This is a genomic window from Streptomyces sp. RPA4-2 (genome assembly GCF_012273515.2).
GTDB lineage: Bacteria > Actinomycetota > Actinomycetes > Streptomycetales > Streptomycetaceae > Streptomyces > Streptomyces kaempferi.
The window spans coordinates 1,252,874-1,265,871 of sequence record NZ_CP050975.2 but is presented as its reverse complement, the minus strand read 5'-3'; the positions used below and the strand labels follow the sequence as shown (position 1 = coordinate 1,265,871).

The 12,998-nt window shown below is 73.5% G+C and carries 7 protein-coding genes and 1 pseudogene; 7 read left to right on the top strand and 1 reads right to left on the bottom strand.

Translation table 11 applies throughout. From position 1 onward, the window contains the following. Positions 1-53 precede the first annotated feature (53 nt). The 6 genes and pseudogenes from HEP85_RS05145 (at position 54) to HEP85_RS05120 (ending at position 10,941) form a co-directional block, all read left to right on the top strand. Positions 54-1,643, top strand: coding sequence for a nitroreductase family protein (locus HEP85_RS05145; protein WP_369657605.1), 1,590 nt, complete (start codon positions 54-56; stop codon positions 1,641-1,643). Between the two features lie 106 nt (positions 1,644-1,749). Beyond that, on the top strand, positions 1,750-4,530 hold the full coding sequence (locus tag HEP85_RS05140) for a lantibiotic dehydratase (protein WP_369657604.1): 2,781 nt from the start codon (positions 1,750-1,752) through the stop codon (positions 4,528-4,530). After that, a complete protein-coding gene (locus HEP85_RS05135) occupies positions 4,527-5,720 on the top strand; it encodes a lantibiotic dehydratase C-terminal domain-containing protein (RefSeq protein ID WP_168526583.1) in 1,194 nt (397 codons plus the stop codon). The genes HEP85_RS05140 and HEP85_RS05135 overlap by 4 nt, the downstream gene beginning before the upstream one ends. A gap of 1,577 nt (positions 5,721-7,297) precedes the next feature. After that, on the top strand, positions 7,298-8,188 hold the full coding sequence (locus HEP85_RS05130; RefSeq protein ID WP_168533357.1) for an ABC transporter ATP-binding protein: 891 nt from the start codon (positions 7,298-7,300) through the stop codon (positions 8,186-8,188). Beyond that, the gene (locus HEP85_RS05125; RefSeq protein ID WP_168526580.1) at positions 8,185-8,937 is read left to right on the top strand and encodes an ABC transporter permease; all 753 of its coding nucleotides are present in this window, start codon (positions 8,185-8,187) and stop codon (positions 8,935-8,937) included. The genes HEP85_RS05130 and HEP85_RS05125 overlap by 4 nt, the downstream gene beginning before the upstream one ends. Beyond that, a pseudogene (locus tag HEP85_RS05120) lies at positions 8,934-10,941 on the top strand (TOMM precursor leader peptide-binding protein). Before HEP85_RS05125 ends, HEP85_RS05120 begins: the two are co-directional and overlap by 4 nt. A 154-nt stretch (positions 10,942-11,095) precedes the next feature. On the opposite strand, the gene HEP85_RS05115 reads toward HEP85_RS05120, so the two are convergent. After that, positions 11,096-11,269, bottom strand: a complete 174-nt coding sequence (locus HEP85_RS05115) for a thiazolylpeptide-type bacteriocin (RefSeq protein WP_031179489.1) — start codon at positions 11,267-11,269, stop codon at positions 11,096-11,098. Between the two features lie 359 nt (positions 11,270-11,628). On the opposite strand from HEP85_RS05115, the gene HEP85_RS05110 reads away from it, so the two are divergent. Beyond that, positions 11,629-12,975: an amidohydrolase gene (locus HEP85_RS05110; RefSeq protein ID WP_329525588.1), complete on the top strand. Its 1,347-nt coding sequence runs from the start codon at positions 11,629-11,631 to the stop codon at positions 12,973-12,975. The last annotated feature ends 23 nt before the right edge of the window (positions 12,976-12,998 follow it).

The window sequence follows — 12,998 nt, the reverse complement described above, 5'->3', positions numbered from 1 at the left end:
AGCCTCACCCCGGCGGCCACCCCATGCGAACACGAGCAGAAGAGGGAGTGACCGTGGGATACGCCCATGAGTACGCGACCGCGGTGATGCGGCGGGGCCGGGTCCCCATGGAGCCGGCCGACTTCGTCCCGGACTGGTCCGACCGTCCGCGGAAGGGAAAGTTCTTCCCCGGCGCGACGTCCGTACCCCTGCCGGACGGCGGCTGCGCCGAGGACGCGACCCTCGGCCAGGGCCTGTTCGGCCCGAGCGGAACCGGAGCGTTCACGCTGCCGCTGCTCGGGGCGATGCTCCGGGACTCCTACGGCCTGACCGGGCGCCGCCTCGCCGTCCAGGCCAACACCGACCTGGGCTCCCTGCCGTTCTACTCGCACGCCAACTGGTCCCGGGGGACCGCCTCCGGCGGTGGCCTCTACCCCATCGGGGTCCACTGGATCAGCGGAGCGAGCGGACCCCTGACGCCGGGCGTCTACTACTACGACACTCCGAGCCACCGCGTCACCCGGCTCCTGTCGGGCGACGTGAGCGCGGAGGTCCGCGCGGCCGTCGGCGACCTGGAAGAAGCCGCGGGGACCGACCAGTTCCTCGTCCTCGGCGTGACGTTCTGGCAGAACTCCTTCAAGTACAACAGCTTCTGCTACCACGCCGTGACGATGGACATCGGTGCCCTCGTGCAGACCTGGCGCATGTGGGCCCGCGCACATGGCCTCCACCTCGGCAGCGCCCTGTGGTTCGACGAGCCCCGGCTCGGCCGGCTGCTCGGGCTCACTCCGGAAGACGACGGCGTGTTCGCCGTCGTACCCCTGCGCTGGACCGGCACCGCTCCGGCGGCGCCCGCACCGCCGACGCCCGGCGCCCGCGTGCGGCGGGTGCCCGACGAGAAGTCCCGCCGGCTGCTGGCCTTCCCGACCCTGCGCCGCATCCACGCCGCCACCCTGGCCGGCGCCGACGACCGGCCCGAGCCCGGCGTTCTGGACGGCGCCCTCGCCGCCCCCGCCGGTCCCGGGGACCGGGTGCCGCTTCCGGCGCCCGCGCCGTTGGAGGTCACCGTGCGCCGGGCGCTGCGCGAACGCCGCAGCAGCTTCGGCCGGTTCACGTCCGCCGAACCGCTCGACGCGGCACGGCTCTCCGTCACGCTGCGGGCCGCGGTCGCCGCGGGCACGCTGGACAGCGACACCGAATCGCCCGGCGGCGCGCCCCTGGCCCGGCTGTGCGTCTTCGTCAACCATGTCCGCGACGTGCCCCCAGGCCTCTACGAGTACGACCGGGACACCGGCGAGCTGGTCGTGATGAGAACGGGGGACCACGGCCCCTTTCTCCAGGAGAACTACTTCCTCGCCAACTACAACGTGGAGCAGGCCGCGGCCGTCCTGGTGCCGGTGGCCCGTACACACGCCGTCATGGACGCCGTCGGCGACCGCGGCTTCCGCCTGGTCAACGCCGTCGTCGGCGCCATCGCCCAGGCCGTCTACACCTCCTCCGCCGCAGCCGGAACCGGCTGCGGCGTCGCCCTCGGCTTCGACAGCGTCTCCTTCGAGGAGGAACTCGGGCTCGCCGAGCGGGGCGAGATCCCGCTCCTGATCATGATGATCGGCCACGAGCGTCCCCGCTCCGCCGACTACCGCTACGACATCGTCGCGCCGTGACCCGAAGCCCCGTCCCCGACCGACGCCCCGTTCCGCTCGCGGGCCGTCGGCCGACGCGGCGACCCTCGCGCGGACGGCAGCACACCCCACAGGAAAGGGGGAGGGCGTGAGCCCCACCGCCACCAGCCCGGCCCAGGAATCCACCACCACCGCCGACGGCTCCGCCGGCCTGCACGGCCGCTTCATGTTGCGCGTCGCGGGGTTGCCCGTCGACACCGTCATCGCCCTGCGCACCCCCGAGGCCGCGGCCTGGGCCGTCCGGGCCGCCGCCGAGGAGGACCGCCTCGTCGACCTCGGCGCCGCACTCAGCGATCCGCTGTCCGCCGTGGTCGGCGCCACCGAGGACGCGGCGCAGCGCCGCCGTCTGCTCGCCCTGCGCCGCAACGTCTTCAACAACCGTGTGCCGAACGACCTCGAGGCGGCCCGCACCCTGGCCGCCGACATCGGCGGCGACACCGGCGCAGACCTCACGACCTGGCTCGACGCCCGCGTCCGCTGGGACCGGCTGCACGCCGAGGGCGAGGCCGTCCTCACGGCCGGGCTCGCCCGCACCCGCACCGCCCTGCGCGAACTGGCTCTGGACGACCGGCTGCGCCAAGGGCTGCTGCTCGCCTCGCCCACGCTCGAGGAACGGCTCGACGCGTTCGCCGCCGACCCTGCCGACCCCGCTGGGGTCCCCGGCAAGCGGACGCGCAAGATGGAACGTTCCCTGCTCTCCTACGTCTACCGCACCGCGTGCAAGACCAGCCCCTTCAGCACTCTCACCGGCGTCGCCCTCGGCACCTTCCGGACGCCGGCCGAAGAGGGCGCACCGGCCGCGACCCGCGTCGGCGACGACTGGACCGGGCACTGCCGGCTCAACGTCGTCGTGCTCACCCGGCTCGCCGAACTGGTCGCCGCCGACCCGCGGCGCCGCGCCGACCTGCCGGTGGCCCTCGCCTCCGGATGGAAACTGGACGACGACCGGATCCGCTACGTCCAGCGCGCCGTCACCGCGGGCGACGACAGCGCCCCGGTCAGCTTCGACGCCGCCCAGGACCGGCTCCTCTTCCTCCGCCGCCGGGGCACCCTGGACGCGATGCTCGCCCTGCTGCGGGACCACGACGGCGGCCTCCGCCACGGTGACCTGGCCCGCTGGCTGGCCACCACCACCGATGCCGACGACGAGGCGGCCGGACACTACCTCACGGCCCTGCTCGACCTCGGCATGCTGCAACTGCCCACTCTCTCCCTCGCAGTTCACGACCGCGACCCGATAGCCGCCGTCCAGCGGTCGCTGCGCGCACTCGAACGCCCCTGGGCCGACCAGCTCGCGACCCGCCTGGACGGCCCCGCCGCTGTCCTCGCCAGGTATCCGGCGGCGGACGTCCCCGACCGCCGCGCCCTGCTCGGAACACTCCGCGCCGACCTCCTCACCCTCCAGGCCGACCTCGGCGCCGAACGGCCCGTACTCCCGCAGACCCTCGTCTACGAGGACGTGTCGGCCGGCACCACCACCGCCGGCCTCGCCGAGTGGACCGCGCTCGCCGCCCGCCCCCTCCGCTCGGTCGGCCGTGTGCTGCCCGCCTTCGACGTGGCCCTGCCCCAACGGCTCACTCTCAAAGGCTTCTTCCTCGCCCGCTTCGGACGCGGCGGGCGGTGCGAGGACCTGCTGCGGCTGGTCCACGACTTCCACGAGGACATCTTCCGGCAGTACCTCCAGTTCACCGCGACCAAGGACGACCGCCTCCCGGACGGCAGCCACGCCCCGGAGGAGAACTGGCTCGGCATGCCGGAGATCGCCGCGGTCGACCGGGCACGTGCGGCCCTGACCGCCCGGATGCGCACGAGCTGGGCCGAACTGAGCCCAGACGCCGAGGAGTTCGTGCTCGACGACGACACCGTGAACGAGGTGGCCGAAGCACTGGGCACCGCCGCGCCCGGCTTCCAGCCGCACAGCCACTTCCTCCAACTCGCCCGCCGCGACGGAGATCCACTGGTCGTGCTCAACGACTCCTTCGGCGGCCTGTGCTTCCCCTTCACCCGCTTCACCCACTGTTTCGACCGTACGGACGAGGTCACCGGCCTGACGGACGCGCTGCGCGGGGAACTGCGCGGACTGCTTCCCCCCGGGGCGGTCTTCGCCGAGATCACCGCGGGTGCCGCCACCACCAACCTCAACCTCCACGGCCGGCTGACGGACTACGAGATCGTCTGTCCCGGTGAGCACAGCACCGCCCCCGAAGAGGCCCGGCTCCACCTCGAGGACCTCCACGCCGTGCACGACACCGACACCGACCGGCTCGTCCTGCGCTCGCGCCGCCTGGACCGCGAAGTCGTTCCGCTCTACCTCGGCTACCTCGTCCCCATGGTGCTGCCCGAGATCCCCCGCACCCTGCTGCTGTTCTCGCCGACCGCCCGGTCCGTGCCGGACGTGTGGCGCGGGGTGCCGGCCGGACCGGAGACCGCGGGTGTCACCCGGCGGCCCCGGGTCCGTCACCACTCCCTCGTGCTCCAGCGGCGTTCCTGGACGGCGGCCGACGGCAGCCTCCCGGCGCGCGCACCCGACGCCACCGTCGGCGAGTGGTACCTCGCCTGGCACCGCTGGCGCGTCCGGCACGGACTGCCCGCCCAGGTCTTCGCCACCGTCCACGAGGAGACCTCCGGCGGGAGCGGTGGCTGGTTCGGCGGCTCCAAACCCCAGTACGTCGACTTCGAGAGCCCGCTGTCCCTCACCGCCCTCGAGGGCCTCCTGGCCGGAAAACAGGCCCGCACCGTCTTCGAGGAGATGCTGCCCGGCGAGAGCGAACTCCACGTGACCTCACCGCGCGGACGGCACGTCGCCGAACTCGCCGTAGAAATGCTGCCCGCCCCGGCCGGCCTGCCCGAGGAGGACCGAACCCCATGACCGCACCCACCGCATCCACCGCACCCACAGCCCCCACCGCTTCCTCCGCGGTCACCGGCCCGCACGCCGACGACGTCCCGGGCGACTGGCTCGCCGTGCACGTCTTCTACGCCGCGAGTCCCCGCCCGCTGCTCCTGCAGTGCGTCAAGCCACTGGTGGACGATCTCACCGAAGAAGGCCTGCTCGCCGGGTACTTCTTCATCAACTACTGGCTGGAAGGCCCCCATCTGCGGCTGCGCCTGCGCCCCCGACGGGCCGCCGACGCCCCCGTCGTCCGGGAGCGGGCACACGCCGCCCTCGCCGCCTTCCTGCGTGAACGCCCCGCGCTGTACGAGGTGAAGGCCGGCTTCCTCGCCGAGCTGTACGAGACCCTGTTCACCCTGGAGTACACCGAGGACCAGCGCGCCGAGTTCCTCGGCCCCGACGGGCGGATGCGGCTACGCCCCAACAACAGCTTCGAGGACCGGCCGTACGAACCCGAGTACGGCAAGTACGGCGGGCCCGGCGGTGTCGCACTCGCCGAGTGGCACTTCCAGCACTCCAGCGACCTGGTCGTCGAAGCCGCGCGCGGCATGAACCTCCACCTGCGCACGGTGCTCCTCGGGCTCTCCGCCCAGCTGATGATGGTCATGTCCGGCACGTTCCTGAAGGACGACGAGGCTCTGCTCGCCTTCCTCGACCGCTACCACGCCTTCTGGGACCGGGCGTTCAACGGGACGAACTACACCACGGCCCAGGGGTACGACCGCGCCTACACCGAGATGGGCGCAAGCCTTCCCGAACGCTTCCGCCGCATTCGGGACGCGGTGGCCCAGGGCGGACAGGACCGGCTTCCGGCGTTCCTGCGGGGCTGGGCCGAACACTGCACCGAACTGCGCGACCGGGCCGCGGAGTTGACCCTGCGCGGCGAACTGACCTTCCGCGCGTGGGACGGCAGCCGGGACATACGCCCCACCGATCCCGCCCACGCGCTGCCCATGCTGCTCTCGCCGTACCTGCACATGACCAACAACCGGCTGAGCATGACCATCCGCGACGAGGCGTTCCTCTCCTACGTCCTGGCCCGTGCCCTGCGCGACGAGACGGCGGGGAAGCCGAACCCCGCGGGGGCTCCGGCGGAAGGAAGCGCTGACGGCACCGCCGCCGGGGATACGCCGACCGGCGGCCGGGTGCCGGGCGGCGAAGGGTGAGCGCCGACGCGTTTCTCGCCGCTCGTCCGCGCGTGCGGGATGACGTCGTGTTCGGCCCCAGTCTCGTGCGCGGCACCGGCCGGATCCATCTGCTGATGGACCCGCGCACCGGGCGGCGCCTGGAGATCGGCCCCAAGGAGCACTTCATCATCGCCCGGCTCGACGGCAGCCGCAGCCTCGACGAGATCGGCCACGCCTACGCGGGCGAGTTCGGCGCCCGCCTCGGCGAGGCCCAGTGGGGGCGGATGCTCCGGCTGCTGCACGGCCGCGACCTCCTCGACGGCGCCCCCGGACCGACCGGCGCGCCCGCACCGACCGGCGCAGCCGCGGCACCGCCCGCCGTGCCTGCCGCCGACAAGCCGCCGAACGGCATCCTCGCCGGGCGCACCCGGCTGGTCGCCGACGCTCCCGCGTTCATGGACCGGCTGCACCACGTGACCACCCCCGCCCGGCGGCCCGGCGTGCTGACCGCGCTCGTCACGGCGGCCGCGCTGCTGCTCGCCGCCGTCAGCGTCCAGGCGGGCACCCTGTGGCGGCAGACCGAGGAGACGGCACGGCAGCCCGCGCTGCTGCTCGCCGTCGGCTGCGTCCTGTGGTGCAGCCTCGCCCTCCACGAACTGGCCCACGGTCTGTTCGCACGGGCCTGGGGCGGTCGCGTCACCGAGATCGGGCTGCGCTGGATCCTCGGCGCCACCTACCTCTACTGCACGGTGGAGGACGTCCAGTTCCTCGGCAGCCGCGGCCGCAAGGTCGCCACCGCCTGTGCCGGAGTCCTCGCCAACCTGCTCTTCCTGGTGCCCTTCTATCCGGTGTGGGCACTGCTGCCCGCCCACGCCCAGGCCCGCCCCGCGCTCGGCGCGCTGCTCCTCCTCGGGGTGGTCTCCGCCCTGGCCAACCTGTTTCCGCTGCCTCCCCTCGACGGATACCGGGCCCTCGGCCACGCCCTCGGCGTCACCCAACTGGCCGCCGGCAGCCGCGACTTCACAGGCGTCGCGGTGCGCGCACTCTTCCGTCGCGGCCCCGGCCTCGCCGCGTACCCCGCCCGGCTGCGGATCCTGTACGGCGGCTTCGCCCTGCTGACGGCCGTACAGAGTGCCGCGCTCCTCGCGCTGTGCGGCGCCGCGCTGCGCACCGTCCTGCCGGACGGTCTCGCGACCCTGGCCCGGTGGCTGCCCGTCGCCCTGCTCGCCGCGGTACTGCTCCTGTGGGCGCTCGGCACCTTCGGCCGCTCCCGACGCGCCACACCCGCCCCTTCCCGCGGGCCCACGCCCGTGACCCCACCCGGCGGACGTGCCCCTGCCTCCTCCCCCGAAGGCCTCGGACACGAGCACCGCACCCCCACCGCCACGCCGGGGCACCCCGCCCCGGCGACGGGCACCGGACCGCTCGCGGACGTCCCGAGCCCCTGGAACCACCCGAGGAAAGAAGCGATGAGCACACCCGAAAGCGAGACCGAGGCCGTACCCGGCCCGGCCGTCACCGACACCGTCCCCGGCGAGACCCACACCGGGACGGTTCGCGGCGAGACCCCCACCGGGACGGTTCGCGGCGAGACCCCCACCGGGACGGTCGTCGCCGTGAACGGCGTGACCAAGCGGTACGGAGAGGTAGTGGCTCTGGACGGCGTCAGCCTCGACGTACGGCACGGTGAGTTCTTCGGCATCCTCGGCCCCAACGGCGCCGGCAAGACCACCCTGGTGGAGATCGTCGGGGGCATGCGCGAGGCCGACTCCGGAACCGTGACCGTCCTCGGGCAGACTCCCTGGCCGCGCGACACCGCGCTGCTCGCCCGGATCGGGGTACAGACACAGGCGTCGGCGTTCTTCGCCCGCCTCACCGCCGGCGAACACCTGCGCACGGTCGCCGCGCTCTACGGCACGGACCCGGCCGCCGCGACCACCGCACTGGAGCGCGTCAGCCTCACCGGTAAGGAGAACGCCCGCGTCGACCACCTCTCCGGCGGCCAGCGTCAGCGTCTCGCCGTCGCCACCGCGCTGCTGCACGAACCCGAGCTGATCTTCCTGGACGAACCGACGGCCGCCCTCGACCCGGAGGCCCGGCGCGAACTGTGGGACGTACTGCGCTCGTTGCGCGCGGAGGGCCGCACGATCATCTGCACCACCCACTACTTGGAGGAGGCCGAGGAACTCTGCGACCGGGTGGCGATCATCGCCGACGGCCGGGTCGTCGCGCTCGACACCCCCCGCAACCTCATCCGCTCCCTCGCCGCCCCCGCCCGGCTGCTCGTCCCCGCCACGGGACTCTCCGCCAAGACGGCGCTCGGGCTGGACGGCGTGGACCGGGCGACTGTTCAGGGCGACGACCTCGTCCTGGAGACGACCGTCCCGAACCGCGTCCTCACCGCCCTCGGGGACCTCCTGGACATCGACACGGTCACCGTTCGCACGCCCACCCTCGAAGACGCCTACCTGACGCTGACAGGCACCGGATCGGAGCACCACCGTTGAGCGCCTACGCCGCACTGACCAGGGCCACCTACGCCGCGAGCGTCCGCGACAAGACGACGCTCTTCTTCACCTTCGCCTTCCCGCTCGCCTTCCTGGTCCTCTTCGGCCTGATCTTCCAGGGCCAACACATCGACGGCGGCCTGTCGTCCATCAACTACATCGCCCCGGGAGTGCTCTCCTGGGGTGTGGGAAACGCGGCGGTGTTCTCCGTCGGTTTCGCCCTGATGCAGTGGCGCCGGGACGACCTGCTCCGCCTCATCTGGCGCACCCCGACCCCACTGCGCACCCTGCTCGCCTCGCGCTGGACCGTGGCGCTGTGCGTCGCCCTCGTGCAGACAGTGCTCTTCACCGCCATCGCCCTGCTGCCGTTCTTCGGCCTGCGGCTCGACGGGCCCTGGTGGGCGGCGGCTCCGCTGCTGCTCCTGGGCGTCACCGCCTTCCTCGCCATGGGACTGGTCGTCGGCAGCATCGCCGACACCCCGGAGGCGGTCGCGGCCATCGCCAACCTCGTCATGGTGCCCATGGCCTTCCTCTCCGGCTCGTTCTTCCCCGACGACCTCATGCCGGGCTGGTTGCGCACGGTCGCCAAAGTGCTGCCGCTGCACTACCTCAACGACGGGCTCACCGACGCCTACGGCGGACGCGGTGACCTCGGTGACATCGCCGTGGACTGCGCGGGACTCGCCGTGTTCGCCCTGGTCTTCGGCCTGATCGCCACCCGGATCTTCCGCTGGAGCAACCGGCCATGACCACTGCCCCCACCATCGCGCCGCCGACTGCCTCTCCCCTGGAAGCCGCCCGCGCGGAACTCCAGGCCCGCCTGGCGATCCGTGCCGCAGCGGGTGGCGGTCTGCCCGCACCGGCCGTCTCCCGCATCGGCGACACCGACGTCCTCGGCCGACCGCCCGCCCGGCCCGGGCCCCTGGGAACAGCCGCCGCCCGCCCCGACCCCCCGTCCGTGCACCCCGAGCACGGCCGACATCCACCTCACCGCTCAAGCCGTGCTGTTCGGCCCCTGGGGCGGTGCCCCCGACGCCGGGCCGGCCTGCGGCACCTGCCTGGCCATGCGCCGCCAGCGGCTGCGCACCCGGACCGAACGGGAGGCACTGGAGACGGGTACGGAGACCACCGCGGCCGGTCCCTGGCCCGCCCTGCCGGACCACACCGTGGACGCCGTGTGGTCCCTGCATCGCCTCATCGCCTCCGGCGCCGCCCGGCACAGCGCCGAGGGCGCCGACGCCGCGCTGCCGCGGATCACCGAACTCGACCTGGAGACCCTCCGGGTGCGCACCTTCCCCCTGGTGCCCGAGCCGATGTGCCCGCACTGCCGTCCGTTCACCGAGGAAGCCGCCCGACAGGCCGCCGCGCAGGCCACCGCCGCGGCACCGGCCTCCCGCCCGAAACCGCGTCCGGACGCCTACCGGCTGCGCCGTCCCGCCGACTACCCGCTGCCTGTCAAGGGTCTCGCCAACCCGGTGTGCGGGGTGCTCGGCGGCGGCACCTGGATCGACGTCGCCTCGCCCACGACCGCGCCGGTCGCCGGCAGTGTCTTCATGCGCGGCTACGCCGGACTCACCGACGTCACCTGGAGCGGCCAGGCCAACTCCTACGCGAGCAGCCGCGACCTGGCGTTCCTGGAGGGCCTGGAACGGTACGCCGGCACCCACCGCCGCCACCGTGCCCCTGTCGTCACCGCCTCCTTCGAGGAACTGGGCGACCGAGCCCTCGACCCGCGCCTGTGCGGACTCTACGAACCCCGTACCTACGAGCGGGACCCGATGGTCCAGCCCTTCGACCCGGCCCGGCCGCTGCCGTGGGTCACCGGGTGGTCGCTGCGCGACGCACGTCCGGTGCTCGTCCCGGCCCGGCTCGTCTACTACAGCGCTGGCACCTGTGAGGACAACTTCGTCTTCGAGTGCTCCAACGGCTGTGCCACCGGGGGGACATGGGAGGAAGCCGTGTTCTTCGGCCTCCTGGAACTCGTCGAACGGGACGCCTTCCTGCTCGGCTGGTACGGCGACCTGGCCCTGCCCGAGATCGACCTGGCCTCGGTACACGGCCCCAAGGTGCGGGCCATGGTGGCGCGGGCCGCGCTCCAGGGCTACGACGTCCATGTCTTCGACAACCGCGTCGACCTGCCGGTCCCCGTCGTCACCGGCCTCGCGGTCCGCCGTGACGACGGGCCCGGCACACTGGCGTTCGCGGCGGGCGCGTCCTTCGACCCGGAGACGGCCGTCGAGTCCGCCGTCTCCGAGATCCTCACCTACATCCCGCACCTGCCCGGCCAGGTCGCCGAGCGGCCCGACGAACTCGCCGCCATGGCCCGGGACTTCGACCTCGTCGCACGCCTACCGGACCACGCCGCACTGTTCGGACTGCCCGCGATGCGCCGGCACGCGGCGAACTACCTCGCCCCGCCCCGCGCCGCTTCTCTCGACGAGCTGTTCGCCGGCTGGGAGGAGCGCCGACCGCGCACCGGGGATCTCCGCGACGACCTGCTGCTCCTGCGTGACCTGCTCGCCGGCGCCGGCTGCGACGTCATCGCCGTCGACCAGACCACCCCCGAGCAGCGCCGGATGGGCCTGCGTACCGTGGCCACCCTCGCCCCCGGACTGCTGCCCATCGACTTCGGCTGGCTGCGCCAGCGTGCCCTCCACCTGCCGCGCCTGCGGACCGCGCCGCACCGCGCGGGCCTGGTCCCGGCGCCCCTGCGCGAGGAGGACCTGCGGCGGGTGCCGCACCCGTTCCCGTGACCTTCGAAGTCCGGTCCGTCCCCGGGGTGTTGCGGACGCGTCGTCCAGGTGCCGGCAGGTGCGCCGGGGATCGAACGCCCAACACGCCGCGCGGACGCGGACGGTCCCCGGCGCGCATCCGCGCGCCGGGGACCGTCGATCCCGACGTCGGACGTCAGGCGGTGCAGGAGGTGGTGCTGGTGGTGCTGGAGCACGTGCTGGTGGAGGAACAGCTGGTGGAGGAGCCGAGCATGACCTCACTGGCGTCCGAGTAGTCCGTGATCTCGAAGGTCTCCGACTCGAGGTCCAGGATCTCCTGGGCGAGGGAGGCGAGGGTGTTGTCAGCCATGGTGTCTCCTTGTGAGTCCGCGGACCGGGTACCGGCCGGGACAGCCCCGGCCGGCGACACACTGAACCTGCCGGAGGCCAAGACCCCGGGCTCCACCTTTCTACGCGGCACCGACGTCAGCGCCCTGGCTCCCCGCTGTCACCCCGCTGACACCCCCACGCCGCCGCGCTCCCGGCAGCTCCGCCGACGCGCCCGCCCAACCGCCCCCCACCGACGCGCACTTCGCCGTGGAGCCCTCAGGCCGGAGACCTCCTCCTCCCCGGCCGCCACTCGTCACCTACGCGCCCCGCCGCACGTCACTCCACCGTTTCCGCCCTCCCACCGATGCGCACCCGGCCACCACCTGAGGAGTCCCGCCCGTGACCAGCGACGACGAAAGACCCCGCACTCCTGAAGGCTCCGGCCGCCCCGGGGCAAGGCGCGTACTGCCCGGCCTGGCCACCCTGCTCCCCGCCACCACCGAGCTGTACCTCGACCTGCACAGCCATCCGGAACTCTCCGGCGCGGAACGCCGTACCGCCGCCCGGTTCGCGGACTGGCTGGCGGAGGACGGCTTCCACGTACTGCGCGGCATCGGCGGCCACGGCGTAGCCGCCACACTGTCCAACGGCGAGGGTCCGGCCGTCCTCCTGCGCGCCGAACTCGACGCGCTGCCCGTGGCCGAGCGGACCGGTGTCCCGTACGCGAGCACCGTGACCGTGCCCGGACCGGACGGACGCCCCGTCCCCGTGATGCACGCCTGCGGCCACGACGCCCACCTCGCCTGCGTGGCCGCCGCCGCACGATGGCTCGCGGCCGGCCGCGACAGCTGGCGCGGCACCCTTCTCGTCGTCGGCCAGCCCGCCGAGGAGACCCTCAGCGGTGCCGTCGCGATGCTGGAGGACGGCCTGTACGACCGGATCACGCCGCCCGACGTGGTGCTCGCGCAGCACACGGCGTCCTTCCCGGCGGGGATGGTGGCCCACGCGGACGGCCCGGTCCTGGCAGGCAGCCTCACACTGGAGGTGGGGTTCGAGGGCGAAGGCGGTCACGCCGCCACTCCGCACCTCACCGCCGACCCGCTCCTCGCCGCGGCCGGCACCGTGACGCGTCTCTCCACCATCGTGGCCCGAGAGACCGACCCCGCGGAGCGGCTGGTCGTGTCGGCGTCCTCACTGCGGACGGCTGACGCCGGGCACACCGGGAACATGATCGCCTCACGGGCGGTGCTGCACGTCACCGTCCGTGCCTTCTCCGAGGCGGCCCTCGACCGCGCCGCCCTCGCCGTGGAGCGGATCGCCCTCGCCGAGGCAGGTTCCGCGGCCATGCCGCCGCGGGTCACCGTCGCGCGGTCGTCCCGCTCCGGTGTCACTCTCGCCGACCCGGACGTCACGGCCGCCGTCCGCTCCGCCCACGTGGCCGCCTTCGGCCCCTCCCGCGTCACCGGCTGGCCCGCCACCTCGGCCACCGAGGACTTCCCGCTCCTGACCGGCGCAGGCGCTCACCTGCACGGACGCCCCGGCATCCGCGGCGCCTACTGGATGCTCGGTGCGGTCGGCCCCGCACAGTGGGCGGCCGCCCCCGGCACCGGAGCCGCCGAGAAGTTCCGCAGCCTGCCGGGCAACCACTCGCCCCGCTATCTGCCCAGCGTCCGTCTCACCCTGGAGACCGGAACGACCGCACTCGTGACTGCCGCCCTGGCCCGGTTGGCCGACCGGGCCGAGTGACCGGCCCTTCCGCATGTGCCGTA